The organism is uncultured Shewanella sp., assembly GCF_947491715.1.
GTDB lineage: Bacteria > Pseudomonadota > Gammaproteobacteria > Enterobacterales > Shewanellaceae > Shewanella.
The window spans coordinates 1-24239 of sequence record NZ_CANLKR010000006.1; the positions used below are offsets into that span (position 1 = coordinate 1).

The window sequence follows — 24239 nt, forward strand, 5'->3', positions numbered from 1 at the left end:
AACGAACCGGGCTACGATAAAGCCTGTTATCAGTACTATTTTACCCCTTGGGTTATTGATATCAGCCATTAAGGCGGTCCTAGACGTCGACCACTCCGTGGTTTTACTTTCCTTATTAAATGGGCGTTACAAGCTAAGAGTGTATTACAAATATTCTTTGTTATAAGGCAGACATTCACCTTCATTTAAAGCTAGCTACAATATTTGATAGTGTAACAAAATCAAGTGAGCCAGCTGAAATAGGCCATTAAAACCCAGCCGCTTTGCAGCGGCTGACGACCACTGGGTTAACACTCATTCCAATCACGGGCTTGAATGTGTTGAATGCACTCATGTTCGGTGACATTTACCCCTTGGGTTATTGATATCAGCCATTAAGGCGGTCCTAGACGTCGACCACTCCGTGGTTTTACTTTCCTTATTAAATGGGCGTTACAAGCTAAGAGTGTATTACAAATATTCTTTGTTATAAGGCAGACATTCACCTTCATTTAAAGCTAGCTACAATATTTGATAGTGTAACAAAATCAAGTGAGCCAGCTGAAATAGGCCATTAAAACCCAGCCGCTTTGCAGCGGCTGACGACCACTGGGTTAACACTCATTCCAATCACGGGCTTGAATGTGTTGAATGCACTCATGTTCGGTGACATGTTCGGTAAATAGTGCGCGAGTACATTCCCATTTTACGCCCGTGACGATAACCCCTCTTTTGACAGAATGGGGTTTATCCCAAGCCGCCATGAGTTTTTGTTGCTCATCCACAGCGATTTAAAACTGCGAACACTGCATGGTTTTTGAAAAAGGAAAAATGGGAAATACGGGCGATGGTAAACCCTATCGAGTTTGATACTGTTCGATGTAAAAGGAGAAACACATACAAGGAAAGAGTAAATGGAAGCAGATACAATAAAAATATTTACCCAAACAATAACGACGATCGTTACTGTCATAGGACTCACTAAACTTATTTATGACATAACCCTAGGTAACAAAAAACACAACACATTCAGTTTTAAGTGTTTGTTTAAATATAAGTTAATAAGATTATCAATCACATTAACAAGTTGCATATTAATGACATTTTCAATTTTATTCATTTGTATTACCGCACTGTATGTATATCAAGATTACCAGAAAGCAAACATAGCAATGGCAATATTTTCAGTAACGGGATTATTGTTTGCCGTACTGGCCTTATTGCATGGTGTATTACGAATATCCAAAGCGGATAAATTAGTTCAATTAGGACAGGAAAACTCAATCACCGACCGATCACCAAAAGCACCAAAAGCACCAAAAGCACCAAAAGCACCAAAAGCGGTTTAAAACGGCGAACGCTGCGTGGCTTTTAATTTTAAGTTTTTTCTATTTTTTAAAGGTTCGATTATTCCATCTGGCTGGCAGTTGGCTGACTGTTAGTTGCTTTTGTTACAAAACCAACTAAGTAAACTGCAATAAGCCATAAAAGGCTCATCTGGAAGCAAGAGGCCATTCAGTCCATTCTGACTTTGCTGAGTCCAGACACAAGCAAAAACGTCCCATCATAAAGGTAAAGCAAGGCATTGCGTTAGCCCCCAATATGAGCAATCAAAAAACATTTACACAAAAAGTCACAGGAAATTTGCACATATATCGAGCTTTTGCTGTTATTGAGCGGCACGAAAGACTAAAATTGTCCCATTCCTTAGCGTCAAACTGTTTTGACGCCATGTTTGATAGTATTGAGTAAAAATAGAGTGGATGTATGAGTTTATTAAAAGTACTGCGTTTTCCTGATGAAAAATTAAGAACCGTCGCTAAGCCTGTCACCGATTTTGGCCCAGAATTACAAACCAAAATTGATGACATGTTTGAGACCATGTATGAAGAAAAGGGCATTGGACTTGCTGCAACACAAGTCGATTTTCATCAACAACTTATCGTCATGGACTTGCAAGATGAGGTGGAGCGCCCCAAGGTCTTTATTAATCTAGAAATCATTGAAAAAGATGGTCATTTCATTAATGAAGAAGGCTGTTTATCAGTACCTGGGATTTATGCTGAAGTTGAACGTGCAGAATTTGTGACTATCAAAGCACTCGACAGACATGGCCAACCTTTTACTTTAGAAGCAACTGAGTTATTTGCCATTTGCTTACAACATGAGTTGGATCATTTAATGGGTAAGCTCTTTGTTGATTATTTATCACCGCTAAAGCGTCAGCGCATAAAACAAAAGCTCGAAAAAGCAGCTCGATTAGAAGCTAAACAAGGATAAAAACCGCTTGAAACCACTCAATATTATTTTTGCAGGTACGCCCGACTTTGCTGCTCGCCACCTGCAAGCGTTAATTGATTCACAACATAATGTCATTGCCGTCTATACTCAACCCGATAGACCCGCTGGACGAGGGAAAAAGCTACAAGCAAGCCCCGTCAAAGCGTTAGCCCTTGCTCACAATATTGACGTCATGCAACCAACATCCTTGAAAAATGAGAACGCTCAACAAGTGCTTGCTCAATTCAATGCCGATATTATGGTTGTTGTCGCCTATGGCTTATTATTGCCTCAAGTCGTTTTGGACACTCCCAAATTAGGCTGCATTAATGTCCATGGTTCAATACTGCCTCGTTGGCGAGGTGCGGCGCCAATTCAACGTGCTTTATGGGCTGGCGATACTGAAACCGGTGTCACCATAATGCAAATGGATATCGGCTTAGATACGGGCGATATGTTACTCAAAACATCACTGCCTATTGAAGACGAAGACACGTCTGCGACACTTTACGAAAAACTCGCCGCACAAGGACCTGAAGCCCTAATTGAGGCATTGAGTGGTATCGCAAATAAAACCTTGCTTCCGGTCAAACAAGATGACAACTTGGCCAATTACGCAGCAAAACTCAGTAAAGAAGAAGCAAGACTCGATTGGCATAAAAGTGCATTGTCGTTATCTCGTGAAATTCGCGCTTTTAATCCTTGGCCAATGAGTCACTTTGAACATGAAGGCTGTAGCATAAAAGTATGGCAAAGTCAGCTCAGTGAATTACACACTGACGCCGCTCCAGGTACCATAATACAAGCCGATAAAACCGGATTACATATCGCAACAGGTGATGGAATTATTATCCTCACCCACATGCAACTTCCCGGTAAAAAGTCACTTCCCATTGCCGACATTTTAAACTCAAAAGCCGATTGGTTCATGCCAAATACAGTACTGACATCACCTGTTATAAATAACGCTACAGAAACTGAGTAATTCAATGAATTTAAGAGCATTAGCTGCAAAAGTCATTTTTCAAGTATTAGAAAAAGGCCTGTCTCTTTCAGTCGCCCTTCCTGATCAACAACGCCACCTTCACAGCGGAAAAGACAAAGCTCTTCTCGCTGAGCTTTGTTACGGTGTCATGCGTGTTTTGCCACAACTTGATAAACAAATCAGTGACTGCATGAGCAAACCGCTTAAAGGCAAACAGCGCATTATTCATCAATTATTATTGATCGGCTGTTATCAATTATATTTCACTCGCATTCCCAGTCATGCCGCTATTTCAGAAACGGCGGAAGCCTGCAGGCAGTTAAAATTTGAGGGTTTAGTTAAAGTCGTCAATGGTATTTTAAGAAACATTCAACGACAAGAAAAACCCTTGTCTTGCGACAATGAAACCTTACAATACAATACGCCCGCTTGGATCATTAAACGCTTAAAAGCCGCTTACCCTAGCAATTGGCAACACATCATAGCGCAAAGCCACCAAAGACCCCCAATGTGGTTGCGAAACAATCAACAAAGACAATCGCGAAATGATTATCTCAATCGCTTACAGGCTGAAAATATCACTGCCAGTGCAGGTCACAGCCATGATTCGATTTTACTTGAAAAACCAACAGATGTGATGCAATTACCTGAATTTAGTCATGGAGCAGTGTCAGTACAAGATGGCGCCGCTCAATGGGCTGCAAGTCTACTCGCACCAAAAGCTGGAGAGTTAATTCTTGATGCCTGTGCAGCGCCCGGGGGGAAAACCTGTCATATTCTCGAAATCGAATCTAATATTGAACTAGTTGCCGTTGATAATGATGAGAAAAGGTTAGAACGGGTGCAACAAAATCTCGATAGATTGTCGCTAGACGCAAAATTAATCCATGGCGATGCCGCTAACATTTCAACTTGGTGGAATGGAGACAAGTTTGATCGTATTTTATTAGACGCCCCCTGTTCAGCAACGGGTGTCATTAGGCGCCATCCAGACATCAAATGGCTAAGAAAAAACAATGATATTGAAGAACTTGCAAATATCCAGTCTGCTATAATTGATCACTGCTGGCATTGGTTGAAATCAGGGGGCACACTTTTATATGCTACTTGCTCTATTTTACCTCAAGAAAATAGCGAACAAATTGAAGCATTTCTAGCCCGTACTCCCGATGCAAGATTAGTTCCCTTAGTGCAACAAGAAGATAAACAAGCAATAGGCTGGCAAATTACACCAGGACAAGAAAATATGGATGGTTTTTATTACGCACGTCTTATTAAGGACTAGCAAGCATGAAGATTATCATTTTAGGTGCAGGTCAAGTGGGCGGCACATTAGCAGAAAATTTAGTTGGCGAAAATAATGATATCACTATCGTCGACCATAATAAGAACCGCCTACAAAGTCTACAGGATAAATTTGATTTACGCGTCGTTATTGGTCATGGCGCGCATCCCGATGTCCTAAAAGAAGCTGGCGCAGAAGATGCTGATATGCTGATAGCAGTGACCAGCAGTGATGAATGTAATATGTCTGCTTGCCAGATTGCTTTCTCATTATTTGGTACGCCCACAAAAATTGCCCGCATACGCTCAGAGCAATATATTCGTATTCGCGATAAGCTATTTATCGACAGCGAAACCAAACAAAATGATAATCGAACCCGCGGCGGCTTTGTCATCGATGAGCTTATTGCACCAGAACAACTCGTCACTGCTTACATTCGACGATTAGTGGAACACCCTGGTGCATTACAAGTGCTGGAGTTTGCTGAAGGCCGATTAAGCCTAGTTGCAGTAAGAGTCTATTATGGTGGACCATTAGTTGGTAATGCGCTTGCTGCATTGCGGGAACATATGCCTAATATTGATACTCGCGTCGCCGCTATTTTTCGCCAAGGTAGGCCTATTATGCCCCGTGGCACAACCATAATGGAAGCCGACGATGAAGTCTTCTTTCTCGCCGATACTCGCCATATTCGAGCCGTTATGGGAGAGATGCAAAAACTTGATAATTCCTATCGCAACATCATGATTGCCGGTGGCGGTAATATCGGTTTTGGTTTAGCGAAACAACTGCAGCGCAATCACAGCGTAAAACTCATTGAAAGAAATCATGATCGGGCCGAAGCTTTATCTGAACGTTTAGAAAACGCCACCGTTTTTTGTGGTGATGCATCGGATCAAGAACTGCTTGTTGAAGAGCATATCGAACAAACAGATGTGTTTATTGCCGTCACTAATGATGATGAAGCCAATATTATGTCTTCGTTATTAGCTAAGCGCATGGGCGCGAAAAATGTGATGGTTCTCATTCAACGAGAAGCTTATGTTGATATCGTTCAAGAAGCCAATATTGATATCGCAATATCTCCCCAACAAGCAACCATATCAGCCATGCTCACTCATATCCGCCAAGGTGATATCTGTAACGTATACTCATTAAGACGTGGCGCGGCTGAAGCCATTGAAGCTATAGCTCATGGCGATAAAAGTACTTCAAAAGTCGTGGGCAAAAAAATTAGCGAAATAAAACTGCCTCCGGGGACTACGATTGGCGCAATCGTGAGAGATGAAGAGGTATTGATGGCACACGACAACACCATTATTGAACAAGACGATCACGTCATTCTCTTCTTAGTCGATAAAAAGTTCATTGGTGAGGTTGAAAAACTTTTCCAGCCAAGCGCTTTTTTCTTCTAAAAATACGGAGAAAGCATGCTGAATTTTAGAGCGCTACTGTTTATTTTAGGGATTTTTTTATCAGCCCTGACGGGCTTTATGCTTATTCCTTTAAGCTTAGCAATATATTTAGGAGAAAGCACAAGTGGCGCCTTTGCCAGATCTTGCATCTATTGTGGTATTGCTGCAGCCATATGCTTACATAACGGCCAAAAGAAGCGCTTACAACTCAATATTAGAGATATGTTTATTCTCACTAGTTTCACTTGGATCATCGTCAGCCTATTTGCAGCCCTCCCCTTTACCATTTATATCGGCATCAATTACACCGATGCGTTCTTTGAAACTATGTCAGGGATCACAACAACAGGCTCAACGGTGCTCTCAGGACTCGATAACATGGATCGCAGCATTCTCATTTGGCGCTCATTACTACAATGGTTTGGTGGTATAGGCTTTATTGTCATGGCTGTTGCCATTTTGCCTTTCTTAAACGTAGGGGGAATGAGACTATTTAGAACAGAATCATCGGACTGGAGTGACAAAACGGTTCCAAGAACGCAATTAATGGCCAAAAACCTACTCTTTGTCTATTGCTCTCTCACTTTACTGTGCTATGTGGCCTTTCATTACAGCGGCATGAGCTGGTTTGATGCCATTAACCATGCAATGGGAACGGTCTCAACTGGCGGCTTTTCGACTTCCGATCAATCCATGGCGGCGTTTTCTCATGAAGCTCAGTGGTTCGGTATTATATTTATGATTTCAGGATCCTTGCCCCTGTTATTATTTGTTTATAGCTTACAGCAAAGTAGTTTAAAGGTTTGGAATGATGCGCAAGTCAAAGGCTTTTTAATCTTTATAACCTTAGTTTCTCTAGCGTTAGGCACCTGGCTTTCCTTCGTCAAAGATATGCCTTTCATTGACGCTTTACGTCTATCCACGTTCAATGTTGTATCAGTAGTCACAACGACAGGCTTTGGCCTCACCGATTTTGATTCATGGGGGACACTCGCCAGTATCACTTTCTTCTTCCTATTATTCGTTGGAGGCTGTTCTGGCTCTACCTCTGGCGGCATTAAAATCTTTCGCTTTCAAATTGCTTTTGCCGTGATGGTACAGCAACTAAAACAGCAATTTCACCCTAAAAGCGTGTTTAAAAGCCGATATAATGAACAAATTATCAACCCCGAAATTGTGAACTCACTCGTCACTTTCATGCTATTGTTTATTATGTTGTTTGTCATTATCACCGTCATTTTGGTCGCCACTGGGCTCGATTTAATGACCAGCATTTCTGGATCGATTACCGCCATCAGTAATGTGGGTCCTGGTATTGGGCCTGAAATTGGCCCTTCCAGTAATTTTGCTTCTATACCTGAAGTGGCAAAATGGGCTCTCGCTATAGGAATGCTAATGGGGCGACTAGAAATCCTCACTGTTGCCGTCTTATTTCACCCTAAGTTTTGGCGATTTTAAATTTATTTGCAGCGCCGATATCAATAATACAATCATGAACACATATATAATGAATTGTTTTTATTGAAAATAAATATTATAGACATTTTAAGTTACAAAAAGCATAAAAAGTGTGACTAGAAAACACACATTTAACACTGTTTTTTATTATGCTAACGCTTCACTTTAACACTGAGGCGGGATCATGTCATTGTCGACCAAGATATACAGTTACTTCTTTGTCATTTCACTTTTAGTGTTAGGAAGTGCCCTTGAATATACTCATCAAAAAACCACTGACATTCTCGCAAAAAGCACATTAACGATATTCAACAGCGAGCTAGCCGAAAAATGATCGCAATCCCGTCAAGTAAACATTCTTATTTTAGGTAACAATCATCCCCTACTCAGCAGTATGACCCCATACTGCTGAGTAGTATGCTTTTGTTACCCGCCACAGTGATACATCAAATAACCTGTTTAATGCACCTCGTTCAAGATAGAATTTTTTACATTAAAAAAACACTTATTATGTAAACGAACACATTATTGTTGCTCTTCAAATTTTAAGTCATTCACTATACCCAAACCACTTGAAAGTGCATGTTTTCAGAGCCCGTAAAAAGGCTTAATTCAAGGCGCATTATTGAAAGAATGCTTATTGCCTTTTAAGGTGATGCAACGTAGAAGTTAGTCTTTTTACAGGCTCCCAACGGGCTGGTTTAAAAAACTTTTATTCTGCGTTATTGAATATCAACTTAGAATAACTAAGCACGCTGTTCAAGCTGACCATCATGGATGATGGAAATGTCATTTATGCAGGAGCAATTAATGACCTTGCCTAAACGCGTTTTAATTCCAGCTGAATCCTGCATCTTCAAGTGGTTTGGGTATATATTGATAATACAATTCAGAATATAACTTATAGCGTTAAGTTTTAACCTTAGCAAAATTGATTACTGAAAATAACACCCTTTAAAAGAAACAAATAATTAACATAAAACACATTGATGTATCTTTTATACAAGCTGGAAAATATCCATTACAAAATAAACACTGCAACTTTTATTCATAATCAATTGATAAATATAGATTAAATAATTACAACCTCATATAAATCACTATTTTCTAGTCATCAACAAACTCAAAATACTTGTCATCGATATGATTACAAGCGTAAGGAATAAAATAAAACAAACAAATGCATAAATAACAAAAAACACTAGCAAATAAACTAATACACAGCTTAAAACAATATTTTTAACTCTTTTAATATTTTTGTATTTATTTATTCACAACTATAGTCTACATTCCACTAAATAATAATAAGGTTTGATTGGATAAGTAAATGAAAAAAATAATATGCTTAGCTCTCTCTACACTTCACTTTTCAGCAACAGCAAATGTGTTAATTAGTGAAGTACTCTACGACAGTCCAAATAATGATCTCACAGAAGAGTGGGTCGAACTCTATAACTCAAGTTGTAATACCATCGATTTATCGACCTATACTCTCAATGATAATGGCGGAACCTATGCCCTCAGTGGTGAAATAGCCGCAGGGGAATATATTACTATCGCAAAAGATGCGACAGCATTTTATAACTTGTATTCCATTAGTGCAGATTTTACCGATTTAAATTTATCATTAGGGAATTCTGGCGATTATTTGTATTTAAAAAATAATAATTCAGAAATTGACATGCTGGCTTGGGAAAATAAAATCAGTGGCTGGAATATCTCTGCCAGCAATACGAGTCTTGCTCGAGGTAGCGCTGAAGACACTGACTCAGTCAGTGATTGGAAAAATTCAAATTCAATAGGCTCACCTAAATCAGGTATTTTCAACTCGTCATGCTCAACCAATAACAATCAATCAACGACAATCAACAATACTGAACTAACCAATGGCAGTTCGATCAGCTTAAACTCGACGACAAGTGGTAATAGTCTTAGTTATACCCTCAATACCACAGCAGGCTCAAACCTAAGGATTGCTATCAATGGTGGCACTGGCGATGCCGATTTATACGTAAAACAAGGAAGCAGCCCAACAACCACTAGTTATGATTGTGCTCCCTACTTAAGTGGCAATAATGAATCTTGCTCTTTTTCTAGTATTTCTGCAGGCACTTATTATATTACTGTTTTAGCCTATGAAAGCTTTAATGGCGTCTCACTTTCTGCCAGTTATACTGAAGATTCAAGCAATACTGGCGGGGGAAACACAAGTTTTGAAGACTTCAATACTTACTATGCCAATGCCATTAACCTAACGGGTGAAACCTTAAAAAGTGCATTAAATACCATCATAGACGGCCATACCTCTTTGTCTTATTCTCAGGTATGGGATGCCCTAGCGGTCACAGATGAGGATCCCGATAATAGCAGTAACATCATCTTATTTTATACTCAACGTTCTCAAGACAAAGTAAACCGAGTCGGTGGTTCAGGCGCCAACAATGATCAAAATGATTGGAACCGTGAACATATTTGGCCAAAAAGCCATGGTTTTCCCTCTTCAGGTGATGATGCCTATACCGATATTCACCACTTACGCCCATCAGATGAGTCAGTGAATAGTACTCGTGGAAACTTAGACTTTGATAATTCAAGCAGTAATAGCATCAGTGAGGCTCCAGGAACTTACTATGATTCAGATAGCTTGGAACCTATGGACAGCTTAAAGGGCGATGTGGCCCGTATGATTTTCTATATGGATGTTCGCTACCAAGGACTTGATACTAGCAGCACGGGCGTCGGCGATTTGCAGATCAGTAATTTCACTGGCACAGCAACATCTTCATCGGGCAATGGTTATATTGGAAAACTTTGTACACTACTCGCTTGGCATAATGCCGATCCTGTTGACAGTGCAGAACAAATAAGAAATAACAAAGTTTATGCTATACAAGGCAATCGAAATCCATTTATCGACTATGCTGATTGGGCTAATGACATTTATGCCAATCAATGTAATTAACAGTATTTAACCATACTGTTATCACCCAAAAAAATCGGTGCCCAATCCTTAGCACCGATTTTTTCAACGATAAGACAAGGCTCAATATCACATTCAATGTAAACTACAATTCACTCTGTAAATAGCGCAAAGCCTCCATATTATTCGGATATCGAACCAATACCTGCTGATACGCATTAATCGCCTCTGTGGTTTTATGCTGATGCCGCAGTGATCGGCCTAAATAAACCCAAGCGTCAACCTCAGTTGGAAACTTCGCAATCAATATTCGCGCTTCATCCTCTAACGCTAACCAAGCCTGAGTATGCTCCCTAGCTTGCATGAGAAACAAATGAGCTTGATAGGATAAACGCTGTGACTCAAGCACTTTACTCGATAACATTGCCACCTCTTTCCATCGGTTCAATGCTGCCAATGGAGAAAGAAGTGCAATTTGAGCATCAATCGACTCAGGATTCAGCGCCAAGGCTTTTCGATAAGTTTCAATCGACTGACTATAATCCTTATTTTGAAAATATAACCAAGCGATACGCATTAGAGTAAATTCATAAGTTGATGAAATCCTCTCCATTTTTGGCGTCCACTCGACGGCCTCAACCCTATCGCCATTTAAAAATTTTTGCATATCAATATTCATCACCAAATTCGATACACTCATAGCAGATTCTGGTACACGGATAACATCAATGGCTTTTTCATATAGCCCTTGTGCTTCAAATAAATAAGAAGCATTCCAATCTTGCTCTATTGCTTCGCAATGGAACGATAAAATAAGTAAAATTAAAGCGGAAATTTCTTTATTCATAACAGTATAAAAACTCACCATTTTGTCGCATATTGCAAAAATAAAAACGTACCGGAATAATCACTACTAGATGTTGACAACTCATATTCGCTGTACGCTAAAGCAAGTGTGAGTTGACTTCGATTAGGCAGCGCCCAGTCACTCCCCACTCGAATGTACTGCTTTTGAATTTGATTTAAATTAGCAATCACTAACGTATCGGGATCTACCGCTAATAACCTATCCCCAACGGTAAATGCTAAATATAAGCTATCAGGCAATAACAAAGAATAAGCAGAGAGCCAGTGTTTAATGAGCATGTCAGCTGATACATAGTGACGGTCAAAAGATTGACTCGCAATATCATACAATCTAACTTGCCCCCAATTTCTAGAGCCAAAAAGACTACCACCTATAGCAGCATCGTATTGATATACACCAGTGTTGAACTCATAAGCTGTTCTTGAATAATGCAAGTCAAAGGATAGATCGCGCTCATAGCTCATATAATTCAACGCCCCCCCAACATAGGATAACCCGCCTAATGCACTGTCTGATAAATTCCCATCTATTTGAGAAAACTGTATGCTCGGCGTTAGAGCACCATTTAGTACATCAATGAAATAATGACTCTTCAGTTCTAATTGAAACGCTTCTTGATAAAGCGTGTCACTAAAAGTAGCACTATCAAATGCTATCCCTAATCGGCTATAACCTAAATTAATATCATAAGCAGCTAGATAGTTAAATTGACCTTTAACACCATAGCCACTTAACTCATCTTTTATCGTATCGCCAGAATAAACCCCTGATAAGTAATTCAAAGCTAACTGAGTAGACCAAGGAGATTCATCTGCGTTAGCCAAGGGAACAAATAATACAGCAGCAATACCACCCAGTAAGGATCTTAATAAGTGATCCATAACTCTTTCTCTTCGAAATTAGTAAATGATTGATATTGTTTTATATAGTATGGCCACCTGAACTCCATTGCTTTCAATTGTGGATTATAAATGCCCGTATACAAGGTGCCTAAACCATGATCATAATCGGTTGAAAACAGCGGTGCATACTCAAAGGCACTAATGAAAGAGTCGATGTTAACTAAAGGGTCATAAAGCTTTTCTATCAATTCTTGTTTACGTTCATGTGAATTAGAAAACATCGCATAATTTGATAATTCAAAGCCACCTTGATGATTCACAGCTAAAGGAATGTGCGACACAACAGGTGCAATAAAAGGTGATAGCTCAACCGTTTTAATATTAAAATTTGCATCTAACAGCGTGACATTATAGGTTAAATTAACCGGTACTCGCCGAAGTACAGCAACAGCTTCTTCTGTTGTTTTACAGCACTCCAAAATATACCGTAAGATTATCGACATGCTAAAGCCTTTACCCGTACGGCTTCGCCCACCAAAAGACCAAGAAACAGACAAACCATGCTCATTCATACCATCAAGCACCCCCCACAGACCATCCGTTGAGGCAATAACTTGGGTTTGATCCCAGCAACTTTTTAAAATGCGTGCCTCAAAAAGTGCTGGAGCATTATCATAGTTTTTAATCAAAACAGGGTGATAGCGTATCCAAACTGCTTGAGATCCGCCACTGACATAGGGCGTAGGACAATAAAAACTCAGCAAGCGGGCATCAATATCATCCGCTTTAGACAGTTCTAATAAATGTTCCCAATAAGGAATAAGTTCAGGCATATGCTCTTGCAATGCATTTTTACAACTCATAAAAGAAGGACGATTCAGCTCACCTTCCTTTAAAAACCATTGCTTATAACTTTCCTTAGCCTCATTATAAAAAGCGAGCCATTTACTGCCCGGTTTCACTTCTTCGACAAATTGAAATCGTTTAGAATTATTGAGGTTCATGATACATCCTCAACAATAGCATCACTTTCAGTGGTCGCTAGTATGCTCTCCGCATAAGAGGCTCCTTTTAGTGAGCTACTGGAGTTATAACGCTCAACCAAGATTTTCTCTTCTTCTGTTAATCCCCGATAACTAAATTGCTCTTGTAATGCATCAAGCAGTTTTCTCGCTGTGTCAGTTAACATTTTTTCAGCAGATTGCAGTCGAAAATGAGTAAATACAATCGCCAAATCAGCCCCTTTATAGGCATACTCTGCAGTATCCATTATCCGCATAATAAACACTTCATCTTCGGCCAAAGCTTGACGTCTATCATGATGTTTTGAGATAAGCGTTAACTCATCATCAAGCAATTTATAAACCCCTGATTCAGGCGCTGCTGTGAGAATTTTGAGTTCAGGATCCGTATATTTAAAAATCATTTGCCCACTTGTTGCCGCCGCGCCCTTAGTTAACGCAAGTTGATTATATTCATTAGGGTCAAGATTAAATTTCACATCAGAATATTCCAATAAATGGAATAAAAATAATGGCACTGTCTTATAGCAAAAATCTGACATATTCGTCATTGCGCTAATTCCGGTGATCCTTGGGTTTAACTCACCTAAATATAATTCTCCAGTATCGAGATCAATTAAATAATCAACTTCGAAATACCCTTTATAGCCTCTGTCATACAGAGTATTGCCTAAGTTCTCCGTCATTTGCTGTGCTTTGGCGCGAATGGCATCTGAAAATGCCTCTTGGTACAATTCGTTGCCACACCATCCGCCTTGATAAGGCGTTAATTCTGATAAACCGACCAGCTCTGTCATGAGCGGGCCAACAAAAGTCCCCGATCGAGTCGCACAAGCTTCTATTGCCGTTCCCGCACAACGGATCTGCTTCATTATTTTTACTTGTTCTTCAGATTCGATTTCTGTCGCAACTTTGTCATATTCTGCTTTCGACGAAATAAAATAAGTCGTTTTACCTGAATCCCCATACGCACTTTGTACCACTAAACGCTCACCTAATTGATATTGCTCAGCAATTGCTTGTAAGCTTTCATAGCTGGTCACCTTTTCCAATGCATTGGGTACACTCGCCACCCCTGCTTCATTGCCTATTTCCGTGGTCGTGATCTTATTATCGATTTTCTTAACAAGGTGATTGGGTGGTAGACAAACTTGAAGATCCATGGAGCGACAAGTCTCTTCCAATGTTTTATCAAAAAACAAGAACAAGGCTTTTGCTTGTGAATCTTGCCTTTCTCCAGCGTGCCAATGGGCAATGTCCTTCTCAATTTGACTCACGACATCTTTATGTCCCAACAGGAAATCATTTACAGATTCAATGCTATCAAATACCGGTGTTCCCACTTTACTAGGCAGCATGACGCTAGTATTCGACTTATCATAACAGTCTATAAAATTGATATTGGTCCAGCGCTTTACCCACTGCTCTAAATTCATTAAATTAAAATTAGTCGAACTAATAAAATAATGAGGCGTATCTAATGTCGCAAAATATTGTTTTACATCTTGAATCGAACTTAACTGAGTATTAGCGCTCATATTTAACCTTTACGTCTAAAAATTATAAGGACTGGAGATAATCTTGGGTAAAGACTTTAAGTCCCACTGCTGGGTTATAACCGTGAATTTCTTTTATGCGAATTTTTTGTAAATACAATAAAATATCATACGTAATTAATTGCCCAGGCACGAGAACGGGAAACCCTGGCGGATAAGGTGTCACAAAAGAGGCTGACACTAAGCGGCGCTCATTCATCACTTGCTTGATCATATCGGTATCAAGGGTAACAAATTCTATTTGCTGCTCATCAAATGCAGCATAATAAGCTCGGCGCATATCAACCGTCGAAAAGTGATCCCCTTCATAGGGAACAAAGGCCTCATGGTAATCACGATGCAATGGCAAACTAATCACTTGCTCTGATTGAGGCATATCATTGACTTGCCCAGCTAATTCCGAGTCGATTAAGCGATTAGAAATCTCACTTAATACATTGATTAAATAATCAATTGTCGATTCATTAGCACCAATGTTGACAATAAACAGCACGGTTTTACGAGAAGTCTTATTGACTTGAATGTCATACTTATTAATCAACAACTCACGAAAAACAGTGCCATCCATTCCTGTTCGGCTGATATCTACTGTCACTTTTGTCGGATCAACCACAAAATCTGACTGCCCCCAAAATTTGGGCAGATCTGCATAACGGTAATAGTGTGAAGACGCCTTCTTCGATGTACTGTCCTGTACTAATGCTGAATTGGTATCTCGATACTCATTAGGCACAAGAGCATCATCTGCCAATACTGAAAAATAGCGCTGCAATACGGTATTTTTTGAAATCCTTTGACGTAATAATGTTGCCAGTCTTATGGCTCGCTTGACGCGTTCATAACCTTCTAAGCTAACTTGGCGCCTTCCAGCATCCAATGAAGCAATAATCTGATAATTCGGCGACGTGGAGGTATGCATACGATAAGACTCAAGAAACAACTCTTTATTGTATTGCTCATCAAAAATATGCAACATTGACCCCTGCCGAAAAGACGTTAAGGTCTTGTGAGTCGATTGAGTCGAATAAACACGCAGCTTGACTAAGTCAGGATTGGGCATCAAAGGTAAATCAATGAGTAAGTCATGATCGTCACGCTCATCACTGGCTAAAATATCCCCAAACTTTTTAAACCAAGCTTGATACTCTTGCTGATAATCGGTTTGCTGCAGCAATGTTTGCAAAAAATTAGCCACACTCATCGCCGTTCGATGTTCATACAAAGGATTAAAATAAGCAAAAGCAAACCAAGCCTCATCCCAATGAAAAATAATGTCAGGCTTAATCGCCAAAATATCCAACATGTAACGTTTAGTGTTATAAATAACACCATCAAAAGTCGAGTTGGTGAGTGTAATTTGCTTCACTCTATGCAGCTGGCCTTGCTTACGTAAATCCAGTAAAACCCTTTTAATTCGCTTTAAAGGAACCGCACCGTATAAATCTAATTCATCAAGTGGGTAAGTTTCTAAAAAGAGCGGATAAGCACCAGACAACATAATGGCGTAGGGAATTGACTTATGACAATCAGCCGCAGTTAACACAATATCACCAGGCTCTAAATTTGCCTGCATAACAATTTTATTCGACGTGGAAGTTCCATTCGTTACAAAATATGTTTCCTTTGATCGAAACGCTTTAGATGCTTTAAAGTGTGCTTGCTTAATGGCTCCCTTTGGATCTAATAACGAGTCCATTCCACCTTGAGTCGAGGACGTCTCAGCAAGAAACGTATTCGCGCCATAAAAACTCAGCATGTCTGTGATCCAATGAGAATCTTTAAGTGATTGTCCTCTGGATAAAGGCAAAGCATGAAAAACCCCTTTGGGTTTTTTGCTGTATGTTCTTAATGCATCGAAGAAAGGAGTGGAATAACGATCTCTTATACCACTTAAAATAGTATGATGTAGTTCTTGAAAAGGCTCGACATGATAAAGCACTCTGTCAAATTGCTCCTTTATCTTGACATCAATACCCACAAGCGCAAGCTCACTAATTAAATAATGTGTCACTTCTGGGCGTAAAGTGTGTAGAGCACTTTGTAACCCCGTTAGCGAATTATCGGTAATTTCATTAAAATCAATATAATAATTAATAAAGTCAGCATATTCTTTACTGTAAGTATCAAAAGAGCTTTGTATTTGATACCCATAAACATAAACACAAGCTTGAATACTCGGGTTAGCTAAGATAGCTACCATGGCATCTTCAGCATTGTTCACAAACAGTACATCATAAATAAACTCATCACGCTCTGATTTAAACATGGCCAAACTATTACGATAAATCAGTTCATAATCAGCAGGATCAGGATGAATAATCAAGACTTCAAAGTAAGTTTTACAACTGGTTCTTCGACTGCTTTTTCCTTGTAATTCCGTTTGATCGATAACAATTGGTCTGTCGAGATCAGATAAATTAGTTTTAAAAGGCACAAAGCTTTGACGCCGATAATCGAGTGACTGTAATTGCGTATAAGTATTGAGGCACAACTGATAAAACAATTCATATTGACCCGCATGGAAATAATGTTTTAGTTGTAACATAACACCATAGCCGGGGTACGCCCAAAACCGCTCTATTTCAAAAAGATAAGCTAACACCCTTTCTACTTCAACGACATCACCAACGGCATGAGATAATTGGTTCGATCTCGACAAACCTTCCATCAACTGCCAACTAGCAAGCCTTTTTTCTTCAAGATCAAAGGCGACTAATGAATTTTCTTCTATTGAATGATACATATAATCATATCACCCTTGAGTTTGACTAATTTGTGATAGAACTTCTTTTGCTGAAACATTTTCAGGCTCAAGCACTAACAATAAAGATAAAATTTCTTTTGTTTTGGCATAATCTTTTTGTTGAAATTTTAACAGCCCATATTCTAATAAAAAAGTGGTGTCATCAGGATAAACATCAAGCATTTTCTTATCTATTTCTGCAGCATTATCATATTTTTTATTTTTCCTTAATGCATAGCTTAAATATAAATTAGCATAGTAGTTATAAAAATCTTTTTTAATCACCTTATAACCTAATAATTCAGCATCATCGAAATTCTCTTTGACATTTGATATTCTCATCATCCCTAACTGAGGAGATAAAGCATTAGGTGATATTTTTTTTGCGGCTAAGTAATGAAACTTAGCATTTGAAAAGCTACCCTGAAGATAATAAAGATAACCTAACCTTAGATTTAAAATATAATCTTTAGGTGTTTTTTTATAAAGACCAATTAAACTATTTATGGCATTTTTATAATCACCGACCCTTTCATAACCATAAGACTTATGAAAAGAGGTTTTCTGAAGTTCCTCATTCGAAGAGAAAGCATTAAAACTAAAAAAGAACAGGCTGATAGCAGTAAAGATACAGCATAGGTTTTTCATTTATACATCCTAAAGATAGATTTATTAATTAGACTTGCGTTTTAACTCTATATTATTAACCTTAAAACTTTTAAGTTTCAAATAGGCGTCCAACTCTATATTCGTGTCTGATTTTGATTTGAAAAACTGATTATTAATCCGCCCTGATATTTGTGTTTCAGAAATGAATTTGTACTCTGCTTTAGTAGATATTTTTGATGGAGTAAAGGCATTTAAAAATGCACTTAATCCACCACTAAAATACCCTAAGTAAGTCATGTTTGATATATTATCTTTCCAAAAAAGTTCCTTTTTATAAGCCAATGGCACAGATGGAAGCGATAAATATAAACATTTCAAATAAGGATCATGACCTTCTAAATGATAGATAAAAAATGTTCCTGCATATTTACCAAAAAAAAGTTTTGCATCCCCTCTTGAAAAATAGAAAGTACTGTCGGCTGCCATTCTGACAACAAAAGTCGCTTCGTCTATTTTTTTGCCATCTTTATAAACATTATATGTCAATGTTTCATCGAGAATAAATGTGGTTAATTGCTCATGAAAAGCAGTAGGAAGCACTGAACAAACTCTCGTCATTTCCTGTGGCAAACCATGGGAGAAATATTGATTTTCTTCATGATAATGTACAAAAGTAAAAGGCAATGTTTCCGACCCCATAAAAGCAGTCGCTTGTACTTGAAGATGAATGTGTGGCTGTGGAGAATAACCTGAATTTCCACATAATCCCAAATGCGCACCTGGTTCAACCCATTGACCTTCGTAAACGACAATACTTTCTTTTGCAAAATGTGAAATTTCAACAAAGTAGCCACGTTCATCATGAATAATGACTAGATTCCCCCAATTATTAATCGTATCAACTGCACCTATAGGGTTATCCACTAAATGAGAAATAACTTTAATCACTCTGCCGCGAACTGGTGACAAAACCGTTTGCCCAAAAGCATAGTAATCTTCCAAACGAGTGCCTTTATCTCTGTAAGTATTATTCAGCTCATCAGTAATCACAAAATCATAAGCATAACGCCAAAAACCTTGATGCGTCCATTGACCATTAAACCCCTGCCAAACTGACCAAATACCAGAAAAAGGTAAAGCTAAAGTAATAAAGGTATTCGCAAAGCGATCTTTCGCCGTTAAATAATGATCCAACGTCTCTTCTGGGCTAGAACGAAATACAGTGGGTCTTAAAGGATACCCCACAACACCAAGTACATAAACAAAAGACAAAGTGATCAAAGTAAAAGGTAAAGTAAATACTGGAATACCATATTGAGCCCAGAAAACATTAACAGCATTGATGAGTAAAGTAGAAAGAGCGACAGCAATGCCTGCTAAAATAAGGCTTTTAGGCGATGGAATATTAAACACACACCCAATAGATATTGCTATTAGAATGTAGTTAAAATTATTCATATTATTTAATGATTGCTCCCAAGAACCATTAAATACAGAATTGATACCACACCCTAATAAAAAACCAAAAATAGCAACAACGAGGATCAGTCGAGATTTAAAGAATATCAAACCTGATATTAATGCGCCGGTAATAACATTGGGCATAAAGATAATTGCGCCCATAGATTTAAAAAAGGCATTAAGAAAATGAGGTAAAAAATAAAAATCATCGTAAAGACTATCAGTATATAGACTATTGACATATAAATTACTTAGCCTTCCGCTGGCTAAATAAACTAGACTACTAATGATGACAAACGGAATACTGAGAACTTGTAATCCAAGGAAATGATAAAATACATTAGAAAGAAAAACTGTGATTAAAAATGATAGAATACTTGCCAACGCGATAATACTTAGCGTTAATATATTTATCTCATAAAGGTGACCAATAGCTAATCCAGACAGTAAAGGGTTATAGGTATAGAACCCTGATTTTAAAAACTCTTTGTTGAAACCAATAAAATGAGCAAATGCATAAGCAATAATAATGGAAAATAATCCAGATAATGCCGTGTTATAATTTATCAGCCCAACAATAAAAAGCAGCGTACCTGATATTTTTCCCTGTATAAAAAATACATCTGAATAACTACTCAATATAGCATTCATATGAGTCGGTAAACGCCATTTTTTTACGTCAATCACTGTCATAATATGTTCATCATTTCCAGAAACATCGTTTTAACAACTAAAATAAAGGTTAGTTTTCGATGAACAGAGTATTATTAAAGAAAATGATTCTCAATATCAACAAAGTAAACAGATAAAAACTATTGTCAAGAAGCGTCAATGTTTAGGCTATATTTTATAGTATTGTTTTTATTGAATAACAACTAAGGAATTTAAGTTGATTAAATATTAATATCGACTAATATTCAACTAAAATAATGTTACAATTAACACGAAAGTACATAACGGTTTATATATTACTTTACAGATTAAAAATATAGACTTAAATCTAAAGCGAGGTATTTTTTGATAGCTATTCACTTTTATTATAATTAAGTGTAAATTTCAACCTCACCTAGAAAAGATGAGGCAGAAAGCTTTACGGTTAAAACCAAGTCAGCGCTATACTAATTATCACACCCGAAATCATTAACTGCATTAAGCAAAATCCCATGATATCTTTCGCTTTTAAACCCGCTATGGCCAAAATAGGTAACGCCCAAAAGGGTTGGATCATATTAGTCCAAGCATCCCCCCAAGCGACTCCCATTGCAACTCGAGCAACATCCGCATTTAGCAGCTTAGCAGCAGGCAATACAACAGGTGCCTGTACAGCCCACTGCCCACCACCTGAAGGAACAAACATATTAACAACTCCTGCACTCAAAAAGCTCCAAAAAGGCAAGGTGTCTGCATTAGCAATGGCGACAAAACCTTGAGAAATACTCACCGCTAATCCGGATTGGGTCATTATCGCCATAATGCCCGCATAAAAAGGAAACTGTATGATAATCCCACCGCCACTTTTAACGGCTTCATTTAGACTATTAAGAAAACTTCTAGGGGTCTTATGTAAAATAATGGCAAAAGTAAGAAATAAAAAATTGATGATATTTAAATTAATACCTCCGCCGTGAAAAAAGTAATACCCTAAATAGATGAGTCCACAAAAACCTATTAAATAAGCTAATAATCGACTATTTTCCAGACGCTCAGCGGGCCGAGTAGCATCAAATGTTTTATTCACATCTTCTAATATTTTGTTCTCATCAATATAAAAACTGTCCTCAGCTTTAGGAAGCATCCAGCGATTAACCAAAGGAACAACAATAAACAAAATCCCAACTAAGGCCAAATTGAAACCGGAGAAAATTGTCTCACTGGTACTGATCAGTCCAATAGATGCTTCAGAGAAATTACCTGGCGTTGCAATCGTTAAGGGAATCGATCCTGACAAGCCTCCATGCCAAACCAAAAAGCCTGAGTACACACTAGCAATCAATAATCGATAATCGACTTTCACCTTTCGTGCTATGGCTTTAGCCAATAAGGCCCCAACAACAAGTCCAAACCCCCAATTAATCCAACTCGCCAATAATGAAACAAAAGTCACTAATATAATCGCTTGAGAAGCACTTTCGGGTAAAGTCGCAATATAGTTAAGCCCTTTTTTGATCAGTGGACTGCTTGCCAAAATAAATCCAACAATAAGCACCAAAAGCATTTGCATAGAAAATGTCAGTAACCCCCAAAATCCCTGCCCCCAATATTCAATCACTTCAATGGGAGATTTTTGCTCAAAAAGAACAGCTGCAATCATCACAATCAAACTCAGGATGAGTACAAAAATATAAGGATCAGGTAAATAACGATCCACAAGTTTGACCAGAGGTTTAGCCGCATTAGTTAACATAGTTATCCCCAGTAAAAAATAAGCACAATTCACAGTTTTACAGTAAAGACAATATCATTTTTACTCAATACTGGTATTAAAAACAGTAAAAAACAATAAAGTACTGCTTCATGAAATAAACGCATTAAACAAAGGAAGTATTAGTAAGAATTGACTACAAAGACTTATACACAAGCCAAAAGATCACAGATAAACTCGCAATAAGAGGAAAAATCACATAAGCAAGCAGTTCAAAATATGATAGTAGATGTAGCACTTCAATAATGATTGAAGCAACAGTTTACGGTATTGAACTATCAGGTAGAGCGTCTTTAGCTTATCGGCTTAGGTTTCGACCTCCCTCACCCCGAAGGTCGACAATAAATCAGCAACAACATTGAGATTAAAAATCTGAACTATTATTCGACAGGCTTGAGTTTCGCAAACTTCTCTGCAAAATTTGTCACTTGCTCCCAGTCAGTAAACTCAAAGGTCCCCTTAATATCGGTCGGACCTTTTGTCATTTTCATAATAAACCGAATCATAAAGCGATCAAAAAAACCATATTTAGGGTAATCTATTTTCCCTGCGAAAACCCCTAACATCTGCGGTTTCCAAGACGACAAAGTCAAAAACTTCAACATATACGGGTTCGTTTCTGGCGTATTTTTTTCAGGCTTTCTCGCCACCACATTCACACTAAAAAAACCACTGATTTTCTTAGAGAGCAGTGCATTATTTTCATCAATAAATTGATACAGTTCCGCTCGATGTTTACCATAACGAATACTCGCACCAAGTAAAATTTTATCATAATCTTTCAATATGGCTTTTTTAGCCTCAGCTAGGGAAAGTAAAGTCACATCATCTCCCATTTGCATATTAATCTCTTTTATTTTCTGGCAGATAGCCTTAGTTTGACCATCTACTGTAGAGTAAATCACGAGAGTTTGACTCATAAATCAACCTTCTTTAATTTCGCCAAAATGTTGGCGTAAATAGCACTAATAAAGTAAAGACTTCTAATCGCCCAAATAACATAGCAAGGATTAACACCCATTTTGAACCATCGTTAATACTGGCGTAATTACTGGCCACTTCACCCAATCCAGGCCCTAGATTATTTAAACACGCAGCAGTCGCACTAAACGCAGTCACATTATCCAAGCCAAACCCCATCAAAATGAGCATACAGATAACAAATACCAACGCATAAGCAGAAAAGAATCCCCAAATCGCATCAATGACTCGATCGGGAAGGGCTTTACCACTTAATTTAATAGAAAATAGTCCCCTTGGATGCACTAAACGCTTTAATTCTCTCGAACCTTGCAATAATAATAAAACAATGCGGATCACTTTTATGCCACCCGCAGTCGAGCCACCACTGCCGCCGATAAAACTTGAAAAAATAAGCAATATAGGTAAGAAAAGGGGCCAAACGTGAAAGCTTTCTATACTAAAACCCGCAGTCGTTGAAATAGACACTGCCTGAAACACTGCATAGTCTAACGTCTCTTCTGTAGAATCATATAATCCACTTTTTAATAAAGTAATAAAGCTAATAGCAACAAGAAATAATTGTATTAAAATAAGCGCCTTAAATTCTGCATCTTTAAAATAAACACGTAAGTCCATACCTCGACGTGAAAAGGCAGCAAAATGCAAACTGAAATTTAATGCTGCAATCAATAAGAACACCACACAGGTCATATTCACCGCAGTACTATTGAAATAGCCAATACTCGCATCATGGGTAGAAAAGCCACCAATGGCAATGGTCGAAAATGAATGGCAAATCGCATCAAACATGTCCATGCCAGCCAGCCGATAGCAAAGTGCACAGGCAATAGTTAAAGAAACATAAATATACCAAAGTGCTTTAGCTGTTTCTGCGATCCTTGGGGTCATTTTGGTATCCTTCACAGGGCCGGGCATTTCTGCTCGGTATAACTGCATTCCCCCCACTCCCAATACCGGTAAAATGGCCACAGCCAATACAATGATCCCCATTCCCCCTAACCATTGTAATAAGTGCCGATAAAATAAAATGGCCTTAGGTAACACATCGAGCCCGACAATAACGGTCGCCCCAGTCGTCGTCAACGCAGAGAAAGATTCAAAAAAACTATCCGTAAGACTTAAATTGGGCTGACTGGTAAAAATGAAAGGAACAGCCCCTATAGAGCCTAGTACGACCCAAAACAATACAACTAATAAAAAACCTTCACGAGTCTTTAACTCTTTTTTATAACGGCGGTTGGGATACCACAGCGCGAAACCACAAATGAGACTTAGCATAAAGGCTTTGATAAATGCCATACCGCCACCGTCTTTATAAATCACAGCAATACAAGCTGAAGGCAGCAAAGACAAAGAAAAAAGTCCAATGAGCAAGCCAGTAATTCTTATAATTGTTCTATATTGCATTCA

General features: G+C 38.4%; 19 protein-coding genes. 8 read left to right on the top strand and 11 right to left on the bottom strand.

Annotation, left to right across the window (positions count from 1 at the left end; genetic code table 11):
- Positions 1-593 precede the first annotated feature (593 nt).
- The gene (locus Q0779_RS06855) at positions 594-764 is read right to left on the bottom strand and encodes a hypothetical protein (RefSeq protein ID WP_298770883.1); all 171 of its coding nucleotides are present in this window, start codon (positions 762-764) and stop codon (positions 594-596) included.
- Between the two features lie 312 nt (positions 765-1076).
- On the opposite strand from Q0779_RS06855, the gene Q0779_RS06860 reads away from it, so the two are divergent.
- From Q0779_RS06860 to Q0779_RS06895, 8 genes are all read left to right on the top strand, one after another.
- Entirely contained in the window at positions 1077-1328 is a 252-nt protein-coding gene (locus Q0779_RS06860; RefSeq protein ID WP_298770903.1) for a hypothetical protein, read from the top strand.
- 418 nt (positions 1329-1746) lie between these two features.
- A complete protein-coding gene (gene def / locus Q0779_RS06865; RefSeq protein WP_298770905.1) occupies positions 1747-2259 on the top strand; it encodes a peptide deformylase in 513 nt (170 codons plus the stop codon).
- Between the two features lie 7 nt (positions 2260-2266).
- Positions 2267-3244, top strand: coding sequence for a methionyl-tRNA formyltransferase (gene fmt / locus Q0779_RS06870; RefSeq protein WP_298770907.1), 978 nt, complete (start codon positions 2267-2269; stop codon positions 3242-3244).
- Between the two features lie 4 nt (positions 3245-3248).
- Entirely contained in the window at positions 3249-4529 is a 1281-nt protein-coding gene (gene rsmB, locus Q0779_RS06875; RefSeq protein ID WP_298770909.1) for a 16S rRNA (cytosine(967)-C(5))-methyltransferase RsmB, read from the top strand.
- A gap of 5 nt (positions 4530-4534) precedes the next feature.
- On the top strand, positions 4535-5944 hold the full coding sequence (gene trkA / locus Q0779_RS06880; RefSeq protein WP_298770911.1) for a Trk system potassium transporter TrkA: 1410 nt from the start codon (positions 4535-4537) through the stop codon (positions 5942-5944).
- Between the two features lie 15 nt (positions 5945-5959).
- Positions 5960-7402 (top strand): TrkH family potassium uptake protein, encoded by a 1443-nt coding sequence (locus Q0779_RS06885; protein ID WP_298770913.1) that lies wholly within the window; start codon positions 5960-5962, stop codon positions 7400-7402.
- A gap of 184 nt (positions 7403-7586) precedes the next feature.
- Positions 7587-7736, top strand: coding sequence for a hypothetical protein (locus Q0779_RS06890; protein ID WP_298770916.1), 150 nt, complete (start codon positions 7587-7589; stop codon positions 7734-7736).
- Positions 7737-8729: 993 nt separating this feature from the next.
- The gene (locus Q0779_RS06895; protein ID WP_298770918.1) at positions 8730-10364 is read left to right on the top strand and encodes an endonuclease; all 1635 of its coding nucleotides are present in this window, start codon (positions 8730-8732) and stop codon (positions 10362-10364) included.
- Between the two features lie 103 nt (positions 10365-10467).
- Here Q0779_RS06895 and Q0779_RS06900 read toward each other — a convergent pair whose 3' ends face one another.
- The 10 genes from Q0779_RS06900 to Q0779_RS06945 all read right to left on the bottom strand — a co-directional run bounded on the left by Q0779_RS06900 (position 10468) and on the right by Q0779_RS06945 (position 24236).
- Positions 10468-11169, bottom strand: coding sequence for a tetratricopeptide repeat protein (locus Q0779_RS06900; protein ID WP_298770920.1), 702 nt, complete (start codon positions 11167-11169; stop codon positions 10468-10470).
- Between the two features lie 14 nt (positions 11170-11183).
- Positions 11184-12071, bottom strand: a complete 888-nt coding sequence (locus tag Q0779_RS06905) for a hypothetical protein (protein WP_298770921.1) — start codon at positions 12069-12071, stop codon at positions 11184-11186.
- Positions 12056-13036, bottom strand: coding sequence for a C45 family peptidase (locus tag Q0779_RS06910; RefSeq protein ID WP_298770923.1), 981 nt, complete (start codon positions 13034-13036; stop codon positions 12056-12058). The genes Q0779_RS06905 and Q0779_RS06910 overlap by 16 nt, the downstream gene beginning before the upstream one ends.
- Complete coding sequence (locus Q0779_RS06915) at positions 13033-14592, bottom strand: hypothetical protein (RefSeq protein WP_298770925.1); 1560 nt, start codon at positions 14590-14592, stop codon at positions 13033-13035. The genes Q0779_RS06910 and Q0779_RS06915 overlap by 4 nt, the downstream gene beginning before the upstream one ends.
- Before the next feature lie 22 nt (positions 14593-14614).
- Entirely contained in the window at positions 14615-17353 is a 2739-nt protein-coding gene (locus Q0779_RS06920) for a hypothetical protein (protein ID WP_298770927.1), read from the bottom strand.
- Between the two features lie 9 nt (positions 17354-17362).
- A complete protein-coding gene (locus tag Q0779_RS06925; protein WP_298770929.1) occupies positions 17363-18001 on the bottom strand; it encodes a tetratricopeptide repeat protein in 639 nt (212 codons plus the stop codon).
- A 24-nt stretch (positions 18002-18025) separates the two neighbouring features.
- Positions 18026-20116, bottom strand: a complete 2091-nt coding sequence (locus tag Q0779_RS06930; protein ID WP_298770931.1) for an urea transporter — start codon at positions 20114-20116, stop codon at positions 18026-18028.
- A 403-nt stretch (positions 20117-20519) separates the two neighbouring features.
- Positions 20520-21827: a short-chain fatty acid transporter gene (locus Q0779_RS06935; RefSeq protein WP_298770933.1), complete on the bottom strand. Its 1308-nt coding sequence runs from the start codon at positions 21825-21827 to the stop codon at positions 20520-20522.
- 398 nt (positions 21828-22225) lie between these two features.
- Entirely contained in the window at positions 22226-22765 is a 540-nt protein-coding gene (gene hemG, locus Q0779_RS06940) for a menaquinone-dependent protoporphyrinogen IX dehydrogenase (protein WP_298770935.1), read from the bottom strand.
- Positions 22766-22778: 13 nt separating this feature from the next.
- Complete coding sequence (locus tag Q0779_RS06945; protein ID WP_298770937.1) at positions 22779-24236, bottom strand: TrkH family potassium uptake protein; 1458 nt, start codon at positions 24234-24236, stop codon at positions 22779-22781.
- Positions 24237-24239 lie beyond the last annotated feature (3 nt).